Source organism: Sphingomonas sp. YR710 (assembly GCF_900101455.1).
In the GTDB taxonomy this organism is placed as follows: domain Bacteria; phylum Pseudomonadota; class Alphaproteobacteria; order Sphingomonadales; family Sphingomonadaceae; genus Rhizorhabdus.
The window spans coordinates 337025-357431 of the sequence record NZ_FMZJ01000002.1 but is presented as its reverse complement, the minus strand read 5'-3'; the positions used below and the strand labels follow the sequence as shown (position 1 = coordinate 357431).

Sequence of the window (20407 nt, the reverse complement as noted above, 5' to 3'; positions counted from 1 at the left end):
CTCAAGCGAGCCTTTCCCGTCATGATGCTGCCGCTTCTGCTCGCGGGTTGCGGGTTGCGACCGCTGTATGGCGGCGGATCGGCCAGTCCGGTAGCAACCACGCTCGCGGCCGTCGAAGTGGCGCCGATCAGCGGTAACCAGGCGGGATGGCTCGTTCGCAACGCGCTTAACGATCGGCTGCACCATGGATCGGTGCCGGCGCGCTATCGGCTCGAAGTCGAGCTCGATGACCAGATCACCGGCCTCGGTATCGCCACCAACAACGCCATTACGCGCGAGCGGCGTATCCTGCGTGCCCGCTATCGGCTGGTCGACGTTGCCAATGGCGGCGTCGTTCTCGATCAGACGGCGAGCGCCGACGCCGGCATCGATGTCGCGGCATCCGAATATGCGACCGTCGCCGCCGAACAAACCACGCTCGAACGGCTCACCGAGATGCTTTCGGATGAGATTGTCGCGCGCATCGCCACTTATGCGCGCCGCGCCGCCGACAAGACCGCCCCCACGCAACCGTGAAGGCGGATCTGGCCCAGATCGGGCGCGCGCTCGATACCGCGGATCCAGCCTATCGCCTCTTTCTTCTCTATGGCCCTGACGAGGCCGCATCGCGCGACATCGCCGCACGGCTTGGCAGGACACAAGGTGGTGACGCGGAACGCGTCGATCTGACAGGACCTGCCCTGAAGGCCGATCCGGCGCTGCTGGCGGATGAAGCCGCCGCCTTCTCATTGTTCGGCGGCGCCCGCCATATCCGGGTCGATCCTGCTGGCGATGAAGCCGCCGAGGCGGTTCAGGCGTTGCTCGAAGCCGGATCGACCGGCAATCCCGTGGTGATCGTCGCCGGCAATTTGCGCAAGGATTCGAAGCTGTTGAAGCTGGCGCTTGCCGATCCCCGCGCACTCGCCTTCGTCAGCTATCTGCCCGAAGGCCAGAAGGCCGATCAGGTTGCGATCGAGATTGCACGCGGGTTGGGCGTGCAATTGCAGCCCGATGCCGCGCGCCAGATCGTCGCGACCAACGGCGCCGATCGCGCCCTGATGACCCGCGAACTCGAAAAGATCGCGTTATATGTCGATGGCACGCCGGAAGCCCCCCGCCCCGCTGGCCCCGACGTGCTCGCGGCGATCGGCGCGGCGAACGATGAGAGCGATGTCTCCGCGATCGTCGACGCCGTGTTGGGCGGCCAGATCGATCGCGCGGCCAGCGAACTCGCGCTGATCGGGCCAACCGAGACCATCGGCGTCGTCCGGGCGCTCCTGCGCCGGCTCGCCCAGATCGCGCCGCTCCGCGCCGAAGTCGCAGCCGGCAACAATGTGGACGCGGTGATGGCCTCTTCGGGTCGCGGCATCTTCTGGAAGGATCAAAAAGTCGTCGCGGGCCTGCTTTCCCGCTGGTCCCCCGACGCCATCGCCACCGCAACCTTGCGGCTCGCCGCCGCCGAGCGCGCGTTTAAGCGATCGGGTAGCGCGGGAATGGTGGCGATCGGCGAGGAATTGCTGGCAATAGCACGCGCGGCTGCCGCGCGCAGGCGGCGATAGTTTATCTGGCCATCGATTGTTTCTCAAAAACTGAGATATAATCGATAAGATATTGAAAATGCTGGCTCAGATGGGCTCACCACTCAGGCGCTGGCAGATGAGATCGAGTTGATCGAGCGTCGAATAGCCGACGACGACCCGGCCGCCGCCCGCGCCATGCTCGATCTGCACTTTCAGCCCCAATATATCGCCAAGCTGGCGCTGCAACGCCTCAATATCGGCGCCGGGGCTGATATCGCCCTTTGGCGCAGCCGCGGGCTTCGGGCCAGCCTTGTTGCTGCGAGCGAGCTTCTCCGTGTCCCGTACCGAAAGATCGCGGCGGATCACTTCCTCGGCCAGCGCTTCCGCATTCGGCGCAGTAATCAACGCGCGGGCGTGGCCCATGCTCAGCTTGCCGCTGGCAACCGAATCGCGGACGGGCCCCGGCAATTCGAGCAGCCGCAGCAAATTGGCGACATGGCTGCGCGATTTGTTGACGAGTTTGCCCAAAACTTCCTGCGTATGACCAAAATCACTCGTAAGTTTTTGATATGCCTCGGCTTCTTCGATAACATTGAGATCCTGTCTCTGGATGTTCTCAATGATTGCCAACTCGAGCGTCTGCACGTCGGTCAGTTCGCGCACGATCACAGGAACATCGTGCAACTGCGCGCGCTGGGCCGCGCGCCAGCGCCGCTCGCCCGCGACGATCTGATAGCCATGGCCATGCGGGCGTACGACGATCGGCTGGATCATCCCGCGCGCCGCGATCGACGCCGCCAGTTCGTCGAGTGCCTCGTCATCGAAATGGCGACGGGGCTGACCGGGATTGGGGGAGATCGACGAGACGGCGATCGTCTGGACACCCGGGGTGCGCGTTGCGCCGGGCGATACCGGCTGTTCGCGCTCGACCTCCCCCAGCAGAGCCGAAAGGCCCCTGCCCAAGCCTCTGCGCGGTGCCTCGGCCGTCATATGTCTCTACCTCTCATCATATATCGGTCAGGCGGCCTGCGCGGTCTTGGTAAGCCGCGTGATACATTCACGGGCCAGCGCGATATAGGCTTCCGAGCCCGGACAGCGGAAATCATAGATCAATGCCGGCACCCCATGGCTTGGCGCCTCGGACAGGCGGACATTGCGCGGGATCACCGTTTCGAACACGATATCGCCCAGCACCGCGCGGACATCGGCGGCCACCTGCTCGGACAGCCGGTTGCGCCGGTCGTACATCGTCAGCGCGACACCCAGGATCGAAAGCTGCGGGTTGAAACGCGCCCGAACCCGCTCGATCGTCTGCAGCAACTGGCTGAGCCCCTCGAGCGCGAAGAATTCGCACTGCAGCGGCACCAGCATGACGTTGGCGGCCACCAGCGCATTGACGGTCAGCAGCCCCAGCGAGGGCGGGCAATCGATCAGGCAGACATCCCAGCGACCTTCGGCCTCGGCAATCGCCTGGTGCAGCTTGTGCGTCCGCTGTTCGACCTCGATCAGTTCGATTTCCGCACCGGACAGGTCGACCGTAGCGGTGACGATATCGAGCCGTGGCACCTTGGTCGCGACCGCCGCCTCGGACAGAGTGCAGTCACCACGGAGCAGCTCATAGCTCGAATGGGTGCGCGACGCGCGATCCATCCCGAGCCCGGTCGAGGCATTACCCTGCGGATCGAAATCGATCAGCAATACCCGCCATCCCGTCGCCGCAAGCGCGGTCGCAAGATTGATTGCCGTTGTGGTTTTGCCCACGCCACCCTTCTGGTTCGCGATCGCAATGCGGATCATCGACGTCCCTTCGGCTGAACATTTCGTGCGACAATGATCGCCGCATCCGGATCGGTCACGCTCGCGACGATCCGGAAATCACCCTGCCACGAACTCCGCGCCGCCGCCAGTTCCGATGCGGCGCCCCGCCCTTTTGGCAGCAGCCAAACCGTTTTGGGTGTCGAGAATCGGGCCGCGAGCGGGAGCAACCGATCGAGCGGCGCGAAGGCGCGCGCACTGACCACGTCAAAGGGCCGCGTCGCGATCAGCTCAAGCCGCGATCCGGCAATCGTCACTCGGTCCGACACGCCGAGAGTCGCCGCAACATGGCTCAGAAAGTCGATGCGCTTGCGTCGCGACTCGACGAGGACCATCTCGATCGAACGCGCGATGGCCGCCACCACCATGCCCGGAAAGCCCGCCCCCGATCCGAGATCGAGCCAGCTTCCTACCCCGGCCGGGGCCAGTGTCAGTAGCTGAGCCGAGTCGACGACATGGCGGTCCCAGATCGTCGGCAGCGTCGACGCCGCGATCAGATTCTGCTGCTGCGATTCCGCTGTGACGAGTTCGACCAGCGATTCGAGCCGTACCAATGTTTCACGTGAAACATCGAGCTGCGCTTTGAGCCACGCCCGCGCCTCATCTTCGCTCACGCGGCCAACCGCCGCGCGTGGACCATGATCGCCGCGAGCGCTGCTGGCGTTACCCCCCGAATACGTCCTGCCGCCGCAAGGTCGCCAGGCATCGCCCGGTTCAACCGCTCGACCATCTCGTTCGAGAGCCCACCGATCTGCCGATAGTCGGTGATTCTCTCCAAACAGATCGCCGCATCCGCCTGAACCCGCGCGATTTCCTGATCCTGCCGTATGAGATAGGGCGCGTAGCGGCAGTCCTGGAGGACTTCAGCGCGGATATCCTCGGGGGCATCCTCAACCTCCGGCAGCAGGCTCATAACGTGGCGATAGTCGATTTCGCCAAACCGCAGCCAATCATAGAGCGATCGCCGCGTTCCATCCGACACGATCGCCGCCCCTGCCCGTGCCATATCTGCGGATGCTACCGTCGTTTCCTGCAACGCCGTGACAAGTCCTTCACGCGCCGTCTCACGCACTTCATGGAGTTTGCGACGTTCCGCCGATACCGCGCCTTGCGCAATCGCCCAAGACGTCAACCGCGTTCCGGCATTGTCTGCGCGCAACCGCAGCCGATATTCCGCACGTGCCGTCAGCATCCGATAAGGCTCGGTCACGCCGTGCAGCGTGAGATCGTCGACCATCACGCCAATATAGCTAGTGGACCGATCGAACAGGATCGGTGCGCGATCAGCGGCATAAGCAGCAGCGTTCATACCGGCTACCAGCCCCTGCGCCGCAGCCTCCTCATAGCCGGTGGTCCCGTTGATCTGGCCGGCACAGTACAGGCCCCGCAGCGCGCGCAATCCCAGCGCCATATCGAGCGCGCGCGGATCAATGAAATCATATTCCACCGCATAGCCCGGCTGAAGGATCTCGACCTGCTCGAGTCCCTTCACCGTCCGCAGCATCGCATATTGGACATCAAGCGGCAGCGAGGTCGAAACGCCGTTCGGATAGATCGTGAAATCGTCGAGCCCCTCGGGTTCGAGGAAGATCTGATGGCCGTCCCGATCGCCGAACCGCACGACCTTATCCTCGATCGAAGGGCAGTAGCGCGGACCAAGGCCTTCGATCGCGCCGGAGAAGAGCGGCGATCGATCGAGCCCTGCACGGATCGCATCATGCGTCCGGACGTTCGTGCGGGTAATCGCGCAATGGACCTGCGGCACCTGGCGCCCCTGCCCCATGGACGAGAAGGTCCAGTCGCCACCGTCGGATGGCTGCCGCTCCAGTCCACCCCAGGCAATCGTCCGGCCATCGAGGCGCGGTGGCGTACCGGTCTTTAGCCGGCCCATCGGCAGCTCGAGCGCGCGCAACTGCTCCGCCATCCCGATCGCGGCATCCTCGCCAACCCTGCCACCAGCCTTGCAATCGAGCCCGAAATGGAGCCGGGCATTAAGGAAGGTCCCGGTCGCCAGGACCACCGATCGAGCGCTCAACCGCTCGCCGTCACCCAATACCAACCCGGCAATCCGCGACGTTAGCGGCTCGATAATCAGGCTCTCCGCCATCCCTTCGATCACCGCCAGATTGTCGATCGCCGCAAGCATCGTCTGGATCGCGGCTTTGTACAATTTGCGATCCGCCTGCACCCTTGGGCCCTGGACGGCGGACCCCTTGCTCGCGTTGAGCATGCGATAGTGGATCGCGGCGGCATCGGCCGCCCGCGCGATCAAGCCATCGCAAGCATCGACCTCGCGCACGAGATGCCCCTTGCCGAGCCCGCCAATCGCCGGATTGCACGACATCGCGCCGATCATGTCGCGGCGCATACTGATGAGCGCCACCCGCGCGCCCATCCGAGCCGCGGCGGCCGCAGCCTCGCACCCGGCGTGCCCCCCGCCGACGACAATCACATCATAGCTGTTCGACATGGGTTGCCGCTAATCTACCGCAGCCCGCGAGTCAAAATTGTTCCACGTGGAACACGGCTATTTGCCGATGCAAAAGGCCCCAAACAGTGTATCGAACATATCCTCGGTGCCGACCCGCCCCGTGAGCGCATCGAGCGCCGCACGCGCGGCGCGCAGCCCTTCGGCCGTCAAAATGAGGTCACTCGTCCCGGCGGCCCCCGACAGTGCCTCCTGCATCAGCATCAGGCACGAGCGCTGGCGCCGATTGAGCGCCCCTTCGCCCTCGCGCGGCAGCAACCTGCGCGCCGTATCGATCAACCGTGCAATCAGCGCATCGACCCCCTGCCCCGTCGTCGCCGACAATATGAGATCATAGGCATTGGGCGCACGTCGAATGCGATCCGACTGCGCACCGAGCCGCACCACATGACTTCCAATGGGTGCGTCCTCGGGGTTTCCCATCCACAACAGAATATCAGCAGAATCGAGCGCCGCCGCCGCCCTCTGCATGCCGATCGCTTCCACCGCATCCGATGCTACATCGCGCAGCCCCGCCGTATCCGTGATCAGGAACGGCACGCCGCCGAAGGCGACCGGTACCTCGATAAGGTCGCGGGTCGTACCCGCGATCGGCGTTACGATCGCCGCGTCGCGCCCCACCAGCGCGTTAAGCAGCGTCGATTTGCCGGCATTGGGCGGACCGGCGAGGACGACGCGGATACCATCCCGCAACCGCTCGGCGGGTGGCACCGCGAGCCATTTATCGACTGCGCTCTTGAGCCCCGCGATCCCCGACCGGATTGCGTGATCATCTTCGCCCACCGAATCCTCGTCGGAAAAATCGAGGATCGCTTCGAGCCGCGCCGAGAGCTGCAGGAGCTCTTTCCGCCAGGCTTCGATCACACGACTGAGCGCCCCGCTGGCGAGCAGCATCGCATTGCGCCGCTGGTCCTCGGTCTCGGCGGCCAGCAGGTCACCGAGCGCCTCGGCTTCGATCAGATCGATACGGCCGTTCTCGAACGCCCGCCGGGTGAACTCGCCGGCAAGGGCTGGCCGCAGCCCTTCGAACCTTCCCAGCGTGTCGAGCATCAGCGCGACAATTGCCCGGCTGCCGTGGAGATGAAGCTCAGCCATATCCTCGCCGGTCACCGTGTGCGGCCCGGGCAACCAGAGCAGCAGAGCCTCATCGAGGGGTGATCCGTCGTCGGGATGCAATAGCTTGCGTACCGTTGCGATGCGGGGAGCCGGCCGTCGACCATTGATGAGCGCATCGACCGCACGCCCCGCACCGGGGCCGCTCAATCTGACGACGGCTATGCCCGCCGGCGGCTGCCCGCTCGAGAGCGCAAAGATCGTATCACGTTCGACCATGTTCCACGTGGAACAATTACTTTCCGCCAGCGGTTCGGCCAATCTGATCGAAAAGCGTTCGCCAGACATTCATGCCGGCCTCGCCCATCGGCATCCAGTTCCGCATCATCGTTTCGAGCATGTCCGGCGTGATGCCGTCGTTGATGACGCTTTTCATCTTATCGGTATAGGCTTCGTGTACACTCGACATATCGGGCAAACCCATGAAGCGCCGCGCCTCTTCCGGGGTACAATCGACGTCTACGGTTACCTTCATCGGGGGCGCCATCCAAAGATCGTTGAAACACCACTTGTGATCGCTAAAGCTGTCACAGGCAAGCGATCATGATTCACGCAACCTTCCCGTCGCCGATCGGAATGATCCTCGTCGATTGCGACGAGGATCATCTTCGCGCAATCAACATCATCACCGCGCCAGCCGAGGACATCCCATATCGGGGGACCCAAGCATCGTCCCGCATTGCCCGTGCCGCGATCGAGCAGCTGTCAGCCTATTTCAACGGCTCGCTGACCACATTTGATCTTCCACTGCAGCCGGTTAGCAGCGCACGCGGCGAAGCGCTTCGACAAGCGATCTGCGCGATCCCCTTTGGACAAATGATGAGCTATGGTGCGGTAGCGCGGATGATCGGTTCCGGACCCCGCGCGATCGGCCAAGCCTGCCGACGCAACCCCCTGCCGATTATCGTTCCTTGTCATCGGGTGACCGCCGCCGCCGGCGCCATAGGCAATTATTCGGGCGGCAACGGCGTGGAGACCAAGTTGAAATTGCTGCGCCACGAACGCGCTATAGAAAATACCCTTTTCGAATCAATTGGTTAATTTCATCAGGAGCGAAGCGATGACCACCGATTTCCAGCTCGTCGCCAAGGCATTCGGTGGACCGGAAATGATCGTCTCCCGTCCCTGCGAGCTCGTCGCGCCCGGCCCCAACGAAGTTCGCGTCCGTCACCACGCGATTGGCGTCAACTTCATCGACATCTATCATCGCACAGGGCTCTATCCGCAGCCCTTGCCCGCGCCGCTAGGGGGCGAAGCCGCGGGCGTCATCGAGGCGATCGGCGAAAGCGTTACTGGCTTTGCCATGGGTCAGCGGGTGGGCTATGTCTCCGGGCCCGGTAGCTACGCGACCGTCCGGACGATCGCAGCCGACCTACTCATCCCCCTGCCCCCGGCGATCGATGATGAACTTGCGGCGGCCTCCATGCTCAAGGGCATGACGGCCGAATTTCTGATCCATCGCTGCGCGGCCATTAGGCCCGGGCAAATCGCGCTCGTCCATGCGGCGGCAGGCGGCGTGGGCATCATTCTCGTTCAATGGATGGCGGCGCTGGGCATCCGCGTCATCGCGCATGCCGGATCTGCGCAAAAAGCCGCGATGGCACATGCGGCCGGTGCCGAGATCGCGCTCGATTGCCCGTATGACGAACTGCCCGGGCTGATCCGCGAACATTGCGGTGATGGCGTGGACGTCAGCTTTGACGGAGTCGGCGCTGCGAGCTGGCAAGCCTCACTCGCATCGCTGCGTCGTCGGGGGCTGATGATCAGTTTTGGGAATGCCTCAGGCGCCCCCGCCCCGTTCAGCCCCGGCGACCTGTCGAAAGCCGGCTCGCTGTTTCTCACCCGGCCGACCCTGTTCGATTATATCGCCACGCCCGAGGAACGGCGCGAGTCCGCCGAACGGCTGTTCAATGCCATGGAAAATGGAAGCGTGAAGATCGAGATCGGCCAGCGCTTTGCCCTCGCCGACGCAGCATCGGCGCACATCGCGCTTGAAGGCCGAAAGACGACCGGCTCAACGATCCTTACCGTCTAAAAATCAGGCGGGTATCGACGCCAAAACGGTCGCGCCCCGACGGCGCATCGCAAAACCGATCAGGCCGAAGCCCAGGATCAGCATGGCCCAGGTCGCGGGTTCCGGCATTGCCGAAACGCTGCCACCCACTGATGAGAGATCGCCCTGGAAGCTGTAGCTATGGACTTCCGCATAGTTGCTGGCATTCTTCGCCACCACCGCGCCGTTAATCGCGCCGCTCTGATCCTTCACGAAGTCCGCATTGACCGCGAGGACGCTGCCCTGCCAATTGCCCAGCGTCAGGCTGGTCGCGTCGTAGAAATTCCAGATGATGTTATTGGCCGATGACGTCGAATTGAAATTCCGGCTGATCGTGCCGCTGCCTGAAACGTTGATGACGGTCGTGGTTCCGGTTGGCGACACGATATCGATATAGTTCTGGGCATATTGATTAATCTGATCAACCGTCAGGTTCAGCACATTCAGGCCGCTGGTCGCCGTATAGGTCAAGGCATTGTTAGTCGTGCTGACGGTGCCGGTCGCGGTCAACGCCTTCAGGTTGCTGCTGAGGCTCGTCAATGAATTGATCAGGGAGGTCTTCTGGCTGTTCAGCGTGTTCGTGAAGTTGCTGTTGCCGGAAAGCCCCTGCGTGATCGTCATATTATTATGGTTGGTGCTGGTGTCCGTGCCGCCTACGAAAACCGAACCCGAATTGTTCGCCTCGAGCGTGTTGGCCGATTCACTGCCGCCGACGACGAGATCACCGGCCCGGAAATCAATCTTGTTGCCCGATGCGCTGCCGACCACCGTTACGGCGCCCGTCCCGCTGGTGGAGGCCGAGGTGCCCCTGAAGTTGAACTGGGTGCCCTGGGCGACGTTTAGATTGCCGCCGACGAATACTCGGCCTTCGACTTCGTTTGAGGCGGTGTAGTTATTGAACGCGATCAGATTCCATTCCTGGAGCTGCGCAAGCGCACTTGTGATCGGCGAGGCAATCATCGACGCCGATACCTGATTCGCGGAACCGATCAACGCGAAGCCAGCCAGAAACACTGGAATAGAACGATTAAAACGCATCGCACACCCCGAAATCTAGACGAACACACGCCACTCCTGTCCTGCAGGATGGCTCCCATGAATCGACCGTACCAAAAAATAAGCGTCTATGCCAGTAATAGCTGTTAACGATATCAAGACTCGAAGTGTGCTTCACTAAAGCACAGTAGCAGTCAGTGTAAAATTTTCCGACAATTTCGAATAAAATTACGAGATTGCTAATCCAAGCCGACGGGTTCTTCATGAATCTCGAACAAACCCGAATAATACCAAATCGGGATATGGTTGACCGTAATCCATTGGCGGAGGGTAAAAAAAGAGACGTCATCGGCCTCCCCGCTCCACGGGTCGCACTCGGCTATCGTTCGCAGCGAAGATACCGTCATTGTAAAGGAAACCGGCGATCGCGGGCGGGGCTCGCCCTACGCGCCTACAACATCAACGGAATGATCTGATGGCTGCCTTCGTAGATCATCTTGATTGCCACATAAAGGATCACGAGCAAGCCCACATAGGCGATCCAACGAAAACGCTCGATATATTTGGCAATAATATTAGCCGCGAGACCCATCAGCGCGACTGACAGCAACAAGCCGATCACCAATATTCCGGGGTGTTCTCGCGCCGCTCCGGCGACTGCCAGCACGTTGTCGAGGCTCATCGATACGTCGGCCAGGGCAACGGCCCAGGCCGCACCCATAAATGACTTCGGCTCCGGAATGGCATCGTGATCGGAGGGGTTTCCATCGTGGTTGGTCGAAGATCGCAATTCGCGGAACATCTTCCATGCCACCCACAGCAGCAGCAACCCGCCGGCGAGGACCAGGCCAACGATACTCATCAATGCACTGACACTGATTGCGAAGACGATCCGCAACACCAGTGCCGCGACGATACCGATCAGGATCACCTGCTTGCGCTGTTTCGTCGGCAGACCCGCCGCCAACGCACCAACAACGATCGCATTGTCGCCGGCCAGCATGATGTCGATCATCAGCACCTGGACGAACGCCGCCATTGCGGAGGGCGATCCGATGTTCGCAAAATCGGCGACGATATGCGCCCAGATGTCCGCCACGATCGTCGCTCCGTGCTGATAGTCTGATTATTGATTCATCGAATCGAAGAAGTCTTCGTTTGTCTTGGAATCCTTCATCTTGTCGAGAAGGAATTCCATCGCGTCGATCGTACCCATCTGCATCAGGATGCGGCGCAATACCCACATCTTGGAAAGCTTGCCCTTGTCGACCAGCAGTTCCTCCTTGCGGGTGCCGGACTTGCCGACATCCATCGCCGGGAAGATCCGCTTGTCGGCGACCTTCCGGTCGAGCACGATTTCCGAATTGCCGGTGCCCTTGAACTCTTCGAAGATCACTTCGTCCATGCGGCTGCCGGTGTCGATCAGCGCGGTCGCGATGATCGACAGCGAACCGCCCTCTTCGATGTTGCGCGCTGCGCCGAAGAAGCGCTTCGGCCGCTGCAGCGCGTTCGCATCGACACCGCCAGTCAGAACCTTTCCGGACGACGGCACCACAGTGTTGTAGGCACGGCCCAGGCGTGTGATCGAATCGAGCAGGATGACGACATCCTTCTTGTGCTCGACAAGGCGCTTCGCCTTTTCGATCACCATTTCGGCGACCTGGACGTGGCGTTGCGCGGGTTCGTCGAAGGTGGAGGAGATCACTTCGCCCTTCACCGAGCGCTGCATGTCGGTCACTTCCTCGGGCCGCTCGTCGATCAGCAACACGATCAGGAATACCTCGGGATGATTGTCGGTGATCGCCTTGGCAATGTTCTGCAGCAGCACGGTCTTGCCGACGCGCGGCGGCGCCACGATCAAGGCGCGCTGGCCCTTGCCCTGCGGCGCGATGATGTCGATCACCCGCGCCGACTTGTCCTTGACGGTCGGATCGAGATTGTCGAGCGTCAGCTTCTCTTCGGGATAAAGCGGCGTGAGATTGTCGAAATTGACGCGATGGCGGACAACGTCGGGATCGTCGAAATTGATCGAAACCAGCCGGGTCAACGCGAAATAGCGTTCGCCGTCCTTAGGTCCGCGAATCTCGCCCTCGACGGTATCGCCGGTGCGGAGACCGAATTTGCGGACCTGGTTCGGCGAGACATAGATGTCATCGGGACCGGCCAGATAATTGGCCTCGGGGCTGCGCAGGAAACCGAATCCGTCGGAGAGGACCTCGATCGTGCCGAGCCCCATGATCTGCTCGCCATTTTCGGCCTCGACCTTCAGGATCGCGAACATCAGGTCCTGCTTGCGCAAGGTCGACGCACCCTCGACGCCCAGCGTTTCGGCCATGGTGACCAACTCGGCGGGGGTCTTCTTCTTGAGATCCTTAAGATGCATCGGGATGTCCTGAGTCTTCAATCTGGTGACGCTTCAGCGCACGGACGGAATGGATATGGTGTGGGGATAGGGCCTTGCTCGAACGGAAGCCCTGTTCTCCTTTGCGGTTAAGCGTGCCCGGGATTCAAGTCAAGCGGCGCGACGCAGCCGCCGTGTGCCGTGGCAGGGATAATCGGCTAAAATGGCCGCACGATCACCAATATGACGATGATCGCCGTGGCAATGCCCGGAATCTCGTTCATCCAGCGCAGAGCTTTGTCAGCCTTCGCCCGATAGCCCCGTCCCATCTTGCGGCCATAACCCACCGCCCATCCGTGAAATGCCGACAAGGCCAGCACGGTCGCGAATTTTGCCTGAAACCAGGGGACACCCCACAAACCCTGATCGAAGGCCAGGCTGAGCCCGAATATCCAGACCATCGTCATCGCGGGGCTGATGATGATCGATCGCAGCCGCCGCTCGCGTTCGATCCAGAGCTTGTCCTCGGCGGAACCGGGCTGGCACGCCTGATGGTAGATATAGAAACGCGGCAGCATGAACAGTCCGGCCATCCAGAAGATCACGAAGATGACGTGTCCTGCCTTCACCCAGGGATAGGCATTGCCCAGAAAGCCGGTCGCAATCATCATAATGGTCCGCGTACCCTTGCCAGCAACTGTTCGACATGCGCGATCGGCGTATCGAGCAGGATGCCATGGCCCAGATTGAACACATGTGGGCGTGTCGGAAAAGCCCTTCTGATCGCATTCACCGCATCGTCCAGCGCCGGGCCGCCCGCGATCAGCGCAAGGGGATCGAGATTGCCCTGCACTGGCAAGGCCTCTGGAAGCACCGCATTGGCCCAGATCGGATCGACCGTCTCGTCGAGACCGATCGCGTCGACGCCGGTTTCGCGCGCATATGCAGGCAATTTTCCACCCGCCCCTTTCGGAAAGCCAATGATCGCCGTTTCCGGATGGCGGGACCGCAGCCGATCGACGATCGCAGCCGTCGGCGCAATCACCCAGCGCTCGAATTCGCGCGGTGCCAGGCTGCCAGCCCAACTGTCGAAGAGCTGGACCGCATCGACACCGGCCTCGATCTGCTTTGACAGATAATCGACCGTCGCATCGACGAGCGCATTGATGATCGCTCCAAAGCCTTCGGGATCGCGATAGGCCATCCGCCGGGTCTCGGCCTGCTCCTTGCTGCCCTGCCCCGCCACCATATAGGTCGCCACGGTCCAGGGGCTGCCCGCAAAGCCCAGGAAGGTGGTTCGCGCGGGTAGTTGGTCCCGAACCAGCCTGATCGTCTCATAGACCGGGAGAAGCCGCTCAGGGACTGCCACCAGCGACGACAGAGCGTGGTCGACGAGCGTCGGCGACAGGCGTGGGCCTTCTCCCGCCTCGAAACGCAGATCCTGCCCCATCGCGTGCGGAATCACGAGGATGTCGGAAAACAGGATGGCACCGTCGAAACCGAAACGGCGGATCGGTTGCAGAGTCACATCCGCCGCGGCCGGGCTGTCATGTACCAGTTCGAGAAAGCCGCCTTTTTCTGCCCTGAGAGCACGATATTCGGGAAGATAACGCCCCGCCTGACGCATCAGCCACACGGGCGGCGGATCGCGGCGTTCGCCTCGCAGGACGGCGAGCAACGGACGATCGACCACGCTATCGACGGGATTCGGCTGGACCATAATCTTCCTAGTTTAAGATTCTTTAAGGAAATTGATGCTGTAGTAGGCGGCGGCGAAGCGGGGTTTATTCACAGTCGGCCCTGTTGCCAACAGCTTGACTCCCGCAAAGCCGTTTAGCGTCGCAGAGTCGTTGATTCCATTCCCGTTATCCACAGGCAACCGCGCTGTCGAAGCCGCTGTGGACGAATCGTGGAATCGAATCTCTGCAGCGGGGACGAATCCCTCGCTTGAAACCCCCATGCCGATTCCGCTAGCGCTATCCCCATGGTTTTCCACAGGCTCTTCCCGTGATCCGCCTCCATTTGCACTTGCTGTCGGATTCGACCGGGGAGACGCTCGAAAATATCGCCAAGGCCGGTCTCGCCCAGTTCGAAGGGGTCGAGACGATCAAGCATTTCTGGCCGATGGTGCGATCGCAGGGGCATCTCGATCGCATCCTGCTCGAAATCGCCCAGCGGCCGGGCCTGGTGATCTTCACCCTGGTCAATAACGACGTCCGCAAGCGGCTGGAATCGCGGTGCCACGCGCTCGGTCTGCCGATCGTGTCGGCGCTCGATCCGGTGATTGAAGCACTGTCCCGGCTGCTCGGGCAGGAGGCGATCGCCCGCCCGGGCCGCCAGCATATTCTCGACGCGGCCTATTTCGCGCGGGTCGATGCGATTCAGTTCACCATCGCGCATGATGACGGGATCGGACCGGAGGATTGGGAGGAGGCCGATATCGTCCTGACCGGCGTATCCCGCTCCTCCAAGACGCCGACGTCGATCTATCTCGCCAATCGCGGATATAAGGTCGCCAATATCCCGCTGGTGGTCGAAGCGCCGCCGCCGCGGTCCTTGTTCTCGCTCGTTCACCCGATCGTGGTCGGTCTGACGACCAGCCCCGACCGACTGGTCCAGATCCGCCGCAACCGGCTGCTCTCGCTCAACCAGTCGCCCGAAACCGCTTATGTCGATCAGGAAGCCGTGGCGGCCGAACTCGCTTACGCACGCCGGATGTTTTCGGATCATGGCTGGCCGGTGATCGACGTGACGCGCCGGTCGATCGAGGAAACGGCTGCCGCGATCATCAATCTGGTCAACGAAAAATCGCCGAAGGATACCCGCGCGTGAAGCTGATTCTGGCGTCGCAATCGGCATCGCGCCGCGCAATGCTGTCCGCCGCGGCTATCCCGCACGAAGCGATGGCGGCGGGTGTCGACGAGGAATCGATGAAACTGGCGCTCCGCGGCGAGGGCCATGATGCGCGGGCGCTCGCCGACGCTTTGGCAGAATTGAAGGCAACCAAGCTGTCGCGCCGTTTTCCGACCGATCTGGTGCTCGGGTGCGATTCCACCGTGGTGCTCGACGATGGGACGATGATCGACAAGGCCGAAAGTCGGGAGGCTGCGCGGGCGGTACTCGAACGAATGCGGGGCACGCGGCATCGATTGTTCAGCGCGGCCGTTATCTGCCAGGGCGGCACGCCGATATGGCGGCATGTCGATGTCGCGAAGATGCATGTCCGCGATTTGAGCGATGCCTTCATCGAGTCCTATCTCGATGCCGAATGGCCCGCCGTCGCCGGCTGCGTCGGTTGCTATCGGATCGAAGGCCCGGGCGCGCAACTGTTCAGCCGGATCGAGGGCAGCCAGTTCACGATCCTGGGCCTCCCGCTTATGCCACTGCTCGATTATCTGCGAACAAGGGAACTCCTGCCGTCATGACGATGGCCTATGCCGAGGTGATCGGCGATCCGATCAGCCATTCGAAATCGCCGATGATCCACAAATTCTGGCTCGATCAGGCCGGAATCGCCGCCGATTATCGTGCGACGCACGTGATGCCGGACCGGCTTGCAGCGCATTTTTCTTCGCGCCGCGCAGATCCGCTCTGGCGCGGCAGCAATGTCACGATTCCGCACAAGCAGGCGGTGATCCCATTGCTCGATCGGCTCGATCCGGCGGCTGAAAAGATCGGGGCGGTCAACACGGTCCGTCCCGAAAATGGAGCGCTGGTCGGCTATAATACCGATTTCGCGGGCTTTCTCGAGCCGCTGCAGCCGCTGCTCGCGCGGAGCCATTTGTTCCGCATGGCGCGGATGTTCGGGGCGGGGGGCGCGGCGAAGGCCATCGCCCTCGCTCTGGCATCGCAGGGATTCACGATCGTCGTTGCGGCCCGCAATCTGGATCAGGCGCGGGCGTTGCGGGCGAGCTTCGGGCCCGACGACAGCTTGATTGCGCCGCTCAGCCATTTCGCCGAGCCGACCGATTTTGCGTGGGATGATCGCAGCGGCGTGCTCGATCTGGTCGTCAACACGACATCGCTGGGCATGACGGGGCAGCCACCGCTCCTCGTCGATTTCTCGCATGTCCCGCCCGGCGCGGTCGTCTATGACATTGTCTATAGTCCGCTCGAAACGCCGCTGCTCGCCGAAGCACAAGCGAGGGGGCATCAGGTGATCAACGGGCTGGCGATGCTGATCGGGCAGGCGGCCGAGGCGTTTGCCTTGTTCTTCGGGCAGCCCGCACCGCGCGACCATGATGCCGATCTCCGGCGGATGCTGACGGCATGATCCTGCTCGGCCTTACCGGATCGATCGGCATGGGCAAATCGGCCGTCGCAGAGATGTTCCGGAAGGCGGGCGTACCGGTCTATGATGCCGATGCCGAGGTTCACAAATTGCAGGGCCCGGGTGGCAAGCTGGTCGCGGCGATCGACGCACTTTTTCCCGGGACGGCAACACCGCAGGGAATCGATCGGGCCGCGCTCGGGCGGGCGGTGCTCGGTGACCGCGCCGAACTGCGTAAGCTCGAGCGATTGATTCACCCTGCGCTGGCCGAGTCGCGCCGAGTCTTTCTTCGGCGATATCGATCGCGCCCGGTCGTCGTGCTCGACGTACCGTTATTGTTCGAAAAGAAGGGCTGGCGTTCGGTCGACGCGACGGTCGTGGTGTCGGCACCGGCCTGGAAACAGGCGCGCCGCGTGTTGGCGAGGCCGGGCATGAACCCCTTGAAACTCAAGCATATCCGATCTCTTCAGGTGCCGGACCGCGAAAAACGGCGCCGTGCCGATTTCGTCATCGATACCGGCGTGCAGATCGATCGCACAAAGTCGCGGATACGTGATCTCCTTGCTTGCTTGCGGGCGCATGGAGTCCGATATTGCAAGGCATGCGAGAAATCGTCTTCGACACTGAAACAACCGGCCTGAGCACAGCGGACGGCCATCGCCTCGTCGAAATCGGCTGCATCGAGCTGGTCAATCGGGTCGAAACCGGCAACAGCTTCCACTGCTATTTCAATCCCGGCCGATCGATGCCGGCCGAAGCCGAAGCTGTCCATGGCCTGTCGGACCGCTTCCTGAGCGACAAGCCTTCCTTTGCCAGTCAGGCACTGGCTTTGCTAGAATTCGTCGGGGATAGCCCGTTGATCGCGCATAATGCGATGTTCGATTTCGGGTTCCTTAACTGGGAATTGGCCGACTGCGGACATGCCCCGATCGATATGGCGCGGATGATCGATACGCTGGCTATCGCACGTAAAGCGCATCCCGGCGCAAAACATAGCCTCGACGCATTGTGCAGCCGCTACGGCATCGATCGCAGCCACCGCGTCAAGCATGGCGCATTGCTCGACGCGCAATTGCTGGCGCAGCTCTATGTCGAACTGACCGGCGGCCGACAGATCGGCCTGCTGCTGAAGAGCGATGCGCGCGAGAAGACGGTCGAAAATCGGGTGCGGCATGAACAGGCCGCGCCCGTGGCTGCTGTCATTCGGATCGCGAGACCCCATATGGCGAGTGAGGAGGAACTGGAAAGGCACAAGGAATTTATCGCCGGGCTTGCCGATCCTTTGTGGTTGGCCGGAGCGGCGGGATGAAGAGGATCGCTTACAATCGCGGGCAAGGGCAGCCGATTGGATGGTTCGCTCGATCCGCATGGCAAGACTGGAGGTTATGATGGAGATCCGTGTTTCGGGACATCAGGTTGATACTGGTGACGCGCTGCGCACGCATGTCGAGGATCGGCTGAGAGCAATCGCCGACAAATATTTCTCGCGCAGTATCTCCGCTCACGTCACTTTCGGGCGTGGCCAGCACGGCAACGGATTTTCATGCGATATCGTCGCGCATGTGATGCAAGGTGTGATCCTGAAGGGTAGCGGCCACGCAATGGAGGCCCACCCGAGTTTCGATCAGGCGGCCGATCGCATCGAGACCCAATTGCGCCGCTATATGCGGCGGCTCAAAGATCGTGCCGGAGCGGTGCCCGCGCTGGCGACGGCCGAAGATGGCGCCGGTTACACAGTGTTCGAAGCGCCGCCCGAGGAAGAGGTGCATGGCGATCACCCGGTGATCATCGCCGAAACCCGGGTCGACGTGCCGGATGCGAGCGTGTCCGATGCGGTGATGATGCTCGATTTACGGAATACCAACGCATTATTGTTCAGAAATTCTGGTACGGGCGCATTCAATATGGTGTATCGGCGCACCGATGGGACGATTGGCTGGGTGGAACCAAGCCGGGCGGCCTGAAAAGGATGATGAAGCCCGTCGAATGAATGATATAAAATCGATGGACGACCTGAGCGACCTGCTTTCGCCACAAGCGGTGCAGGCCGCGCTGGTCGCGCCAAATAAAAAATCTTTATTCCAGCAGCTTGCGGTTGTCGCCGCACGGTTTGTCGACGCCGATCCGAAGCTGATCGTCGAGCGGCTCACCGAGCGCGAGCGGCTGGGTTCGACCGGCTTTGGCGGGGGGGTTGCGATTCCCCATGGCAAGATCGAAGGACTCGATCGAGTCGTCGGCGTATTCGCGCGATTGGCGGCGCCGATCGATTTCGCGGCAATTGACGACCTTCCGGTTGATATCGTCTTCCTGTTGCTCTCACCGGTCGATGCCGGCGTCGAGCATTTGAAGGCGCTGGCGCGGGTCAGTCGGCGCCTGCGTGACAGGGGCTTTGTGGCGAAGCTGCGCGGGGCCGGATCGAACGATGCGCTCTATGCGCTGTTCGCAACCGCCGAAACCCGCAATGCGGCCTGACTAGGGTTTATTGTGGCAGACGGGCAACCGCCATCGGGAGCCGAGGCGCATTTTCGGGCGTTGGAATCGCTCTATGCGGCGGCGCCGATCAACCTGCTGTTTCGATCCCGGCTGGAAATCGTCGAGGAGGGATTCGCCCGCATCCATTTTTCGGTCGATGAGACGCTCTACCATGCGGCCGGCGCCGTGCATGGTACGACCTATTTCAAGATGCTCGACGATGCCGCTTTTTACGCGGCAAATAGCTTGGTGAGCGACTATTTTCTGCTGACCACCGCTTTCAATTTGCTGCTGACCCGGCCGATGAAGACCGGGCCGATCATCGCCGAGGGGCGCTGGGTGAACGGGCGGCGGCGCGTGCTCGTTGCCGACGCGCGGCTGATCGACGGGGAAGGGGAGGAGGTTGCCCGCGGCACGGGAACCTTCATGCGATCGCGGATCCCGCTCGCCACCTTGCCCGGCTATTCGCGGAATCGATGATCGAAGCGCGCGCATCATCGGCTTTGCTCGTATCGGCCACAATCCGCGCGATCCAGGACAAGGGCGGATCGGCAATGATGCTCGCGAAGGGCGATGCCGTCGCCGGCGCGATTCTGTTGGTGCTGGCCGATCGCGGCATCGTTACGAAACTCGTCGAGCGGGTCTGGCAATTCGATGGCGGCTACCGGCTCGAATCGGTTGGACCGGCCGACCTGTCCGAACCGGGCGCGGTGGGCGACTATATTGCCCGCAGGCGTCGCTCCGATCCCGATCTATGGGCGATCGAGCTCGATCATCGCGATGCACTTCAGATTGCCGGCGCGATACAGAACTGACAGGCGTTGCGATGTTCCTGAATTGTTCTATCATCGGATTATGGCAAGTCTTCCCGATTCGTCCCCATCGGAGGATGTAGCGACCCGCGTAATCGCGGCCGATGTTGCGCGTGGTGTGGCGCGACTCTTCCTGCGGCACGAAATGGCGCCGTTGGCCGAAGTCCCGCTGGGCAATGGTCGTCGAGCCGATATCATGGCGATCGATGCGAAGGGCATCATCACGATCGTCGAGATCAAAGTGTCGCGGGCAGACCTGCTGGGGGATGCGAAGTGGGTGGACTATCTCGATTATTGCGACCGTTTCTGCTGGGCGGTGCCGCACGGATTTAATCTGGCACCCTTCGATCTGCCGGCATTTCAGCCGGAATTGGCGGGGTTGATCTGCGCCGATCGCTATGATGCGGCGATATTGCGCGAGCCGGCGATGCGATCGCTCGCGGCGTCGCGCCGCAAGGCGGAGACATTGCGTTTTGCCCGCCGCGCCGCGCGGCGCCATTGGGGTGATTCCGATCCGCTGGGCGAATCAGGATTGATATGAGGACGGA

Annotated in this window: 25 protein-coding genes; 14 read left to right on the top strand and 11 right to left on the bottom strand. The window is 61.9% G+C overall.

The genetic code is table 11. From position 1 onward, the window contains the following. Positions 1-21: 21 nt before the first annotated feature. Together lptE and holA are read left to right on the top strand one after the other, a co-directional pair. Positions 22-516, top strand: coding sequence for an LPS assembly lipoprotein LptE (lptE, locus tag BLS13_RS04145; RefSeq protein ID WP_256325695.1), 495 nt, complete (start codon positions 22-24; stop codon positions 514-516). Next, positions 513-1538, top strand: a complete 1026-nt coding sequence (holA, locus tag BLS13_RS04140) for a DNA polymerase III subunit delta (RefSeq protein ID WP_093450006.1) — start codon at positions 513-515, stop codon at positions 1536-1538. The genes lptE and holA overlap by 4 nt, the downstream gene beginning before the upstream one ends. Before the next feature lie 66 nt (positions 1539-1604). Here holA and BLS13_RS04135 read toward each other — a convergent pair whose 3' ends face one another. From BLS13_RS04135 to BLS13_RS04110, 6 genes are read right to left on the bottom strand one after another with little or no spacing between them, the layout of a single operon-like run. Next, positions 1605-2489: a ParB/RepB/Spo0J family partition protein gene (locus tag BLS13_RS04135; RefSeq protein WP_093450004.1), complete on the bottom strand. Its 885-nt coding sequence runs from the start codon at positions 2487-2489 to the stop codon at positions 1605-1607. A gap of 27 nt (positions 2490-2516) precedes the next feature. Next, a complete protein-coding gene (locus BLS13_RS04130; RefSeq protein ID WP_093450003.1) occupies positions 2517-3296 on the bottom strand; it encodes a ParA family protein in 780 nt (259 codons plus the stop codon). Continuing rightward, a complete protein-coding gene (gene rsmG, locus BLS13_RS04125; RefSeq protein WP_093450001.1) occupies positions 3293-3928 on the bottom strand; it encodes a 16S rRNA (guanine(527)-N(7))-methyltransferase RsmG in 636 nt (211 codons plus the stop codon). The genes BLS13_RS04130 and rsmG overlap by 4 nt, the downstream gene beginning before the upstream one ends. Then, complete coding sequence (gene mnmG, locus BLS13_RS04120; RefSeq protein WP_093450000.1) at positions 3925-5784, bottom strand: tRNA uridine-5-carboxymethylaminomethyl(34) synthesis enzyme MnmG; 1860 nt, start codon at positions 5782-5784, stop codon at positions 3925-3927. The genes rsmG and mnmG overlap by 4 nt, the downstream gene beginning before the upstream one ends. A 57-nt stretch (positions 5785-5841) precedes the next feature. After that, the gene (mnmE, locus tag BLS13_RS04115; RefSeq protein WP_093449999.1) at positions 5842-7134 is read right to left on the bottom strand and encodes a tRNA uridine-5-carboxymethylaminomethyl(34) synthesis GTPase MnmE; all 1293 of its coding nucleotides are present in this window, start codon (positions 7132-7134) and stop codon (positions 5842-5844) included. Between the two features lie 16 nt (positions 7135-7150). After that, positions 7151-7390, bottom strand: a complete 240-nt coding sequence (locus BLS13_RS04110; RefSeq protein ID WP_093450163.1) for a DUF6489 family protein — start codon at positions 7388-7390, stop codon at positions 7151-7153. A 68-nt stretch (positions 7391-7458) separates the two neighbouring features. Here BLS13_RS04110 and BLS13_RS04105 point away from each other — a divergent pair, with 68 nt between their 5' ends. Both BLS13_RS04105 and BLS13_RS04100 read left to right on the top strand, forming a co-directional pair. Beyond that, positions 7459-7956, top strand: a complete 498-nt coding sequence (locus BLS13_RS04105; RefSeq protein ID WP_093449997.1) for a methylated-DNA--[protein]-cysteine S-methyltransferase — start codon at positions 7459-7461, stop codon at positions 7954-7956. 19 nt (positions 7957-7975) lie between these two features. Next, on the top strand, positions 7976-8950 hold the full coding sequence (locus BLS13_RS04100) for a quinone oxidoreductase family protein (RefSeq protein WP_093449996.1): 975 nt from the start codon (positions 7976-7978) through the stop codon (positions 8948-8950). A 3-nt stretch (positions 8951-8953) separates the two neighbouring features. Here the strand turns inward: BLS13_RS04100 and BLS13_RS04095 are convergent, their stop codons facing one another. The 5 genes from BLS13_RS04095 to hemE all read right to left on the bottom strand — a co-directional run bounded on the left by BLS13_RS04095 (position 8954) and on the right by hemE (position 14025). Further along, positions 8954-10006 (bottom strand): collagen-binding domain-containing protein, encoded by a 1053-nt coding sequence (locus BLS13_RS04095; RefSeq protein ID WP_093449994.1) that lies wholly within the window; start codon positions 10004-10006, stop codon positions 8954-8956. Between the two features lie 409 nt (positions 10007-10415). After that, complete coding sequence (locus BLS13_RS04090; protein WP_093450161.1) at positions 10416-11003, bottom strand: YjbE family putative metal transport protein; 588 nt, start codon at positions 11001-11003, stop codon at positions 10416-10418. An 87-nt stretch (positions 11004-11090) separates the two neighbouring features. After that, positions 11091-12347 carry a transcription termination factor Rho gene (gene rho, locus BLS13_RS04085; RefSeq protein ID WP_037525608.1) on the bottom strand — a complete coding sequence of 419 codons (1257 nt, stop codon included), beginning with the start codon at positions 12345-12347 and terminating at the stop codon, positions 11091-11093. A 176-nt stretch (positions 12348-12523) separates the two neighbouring features. Next, on the bottom strand, positions 12524-12976 hold the full coding sequence (locus BLS13_RS04080; protein WP_093449993.1) for a CopD family protein: 453 nt from the start codon (positions 12974-12976) through the stop codon (positions 12524-12526). Next, positions 12973-14025, bottom strand: coding sequence for a uroporphyrinogen decarboxylase (gene hemE / locus BLS13_RS04075; protein WP_093449991.1), 1053 nt, complete (start codon positions 14023-14025; stop codon positions 12973-12975). The genes BLS13_RS04080 and hemE overlap by 4 nt, the downstream gene beginning before the upstream one ends. A gap of 287 nt (positions 14026-14312) precedes the next feature. Here hemE and BLS13_RS04070 point away from each other — a divergent pair, with 287 nt between their 5' ends. From BLS13_RS04070 to BLS13_RS04025, 10 genes are all read left to right on the top strand, one after another. Beyond that, a complete protein-coding gene (locus tag BLS13_RS04070; protein ID WP_037525616.1) occupies positions 14313-15137 on the top strand; it encodes a pyruvate, water dikinase regulatory protein in 825 nt (274 codons plus the stop codon). Continuing rightward, entirely contained in the window at positions 15134-15730 is a 597-nt protein-coding gene (locus BLS13_RS04065) for a Maf family protein (protein WP_093449990.1), read from the top strand. The genes BLS13_RS04070 and BLS13_RS04065 overlap by 4 nt, the downstream gene beginning before the upstream one ends. Further along, on the top strand, positions 15727-16578 hold the full coding sequence (gene aroE / locus BLS13_RS04060; RefSeq protein WP_093449988.1) for a shikimate dehydrogenase: 852 nt from the start codon (positions 15727-15729) through the stop codon (positions 16576-16578). The genes BLS13_RS04065 and aroE overlap by 4 nt, the downstream gene beginning before the upstream one ends. After that, the gene (gene coaE, locus BLS13_RS04055) at positions 16575-17216 is read left to right on the top strand and encodes a dephospho-CoA kinase (protein ID WP_093449987.1); all 642 of its coding nucleotides are present in this window, start codon (positions 16575-16577) and stop codon (positions 17214-17216) included. Before aroE ends, coaE begins: the two co-directional genes overlap by 4 nt. After that, on the top strand, positions 17177-17884 hold the full coding sequence (gene dnaQ / locus BLS13_RS04050; RefSeq protein ID WP_093449985.1) for a DNA polymerase III subunit epsilon: 708 nt from the start codon (positions 17177-17179) through the stop codon (positions 17882-17884). Before coaE ends, dnaQ begins: the two co-directional genes overlap by 40 nt. A 79-nt stretch (positions 17885-17963) precedes the next feature. Then, complete coding sequence (gene hpf, locus BLS13_RS04045) at positions 17964-18539, top strand: ribosome hibernation-promoting factor, HPF/YfiA family (RefSeq protein ID WP_093450160.1); 576 nt, start codon at positions 17964-17966, stop codon at positions 18537-18539. A gap of 40 nt (positions 18540-18579) precedes the next feature. Further along, a complete protein-coding gene (locus BLS13_RS04040; protein ID WP_176943435.1) occupies positions 18580-19047 on the top strand; it encodes a PTS sugar transporter subunit IIA in 468 nt (155 codons plus the stop codon). A 12-nt stretch (positions 19048-19059) separates the two neighbouring features. Continuing rightward, the gene (locus tag BLS13_RS04035; protein ID WP_093449982.1) at positions 19060-19527 is read left to right on the top strand and encodes a PaaI family thioesterase; all 468 of its coding nucleotides are present in this window, start codon (positions 19060-19062) and stop codon (positions 19525-19527) included. Beyond that, complete coding sequence (locus BLS13_RS04030) at positions 19524-19862, top strand: DUF1491 family protein (RefSeq protein ID WP_093449980.1); 339 nt, start codon at positions 19524-19526, stop codon at positions 19860-19862. The genes BLS13_RS04035 and BLS13_RS04030 overlap by 4 nt, the downstream gene beginning before the upstream one ends. Before the next feature lie 40 nt (positions 19863-19902). Next, positions 19903-20400, top strand: a complete 498-nt coding sequence (locus tag BLS13_RS04025) for an MmcB family DNA repair protein (protein ID WP_093450158.1) — start codon at positions 19903-19905, stop codon at positions 20398-20400. Positions 20401-20407: the final 7 nt, after the last annotated feature.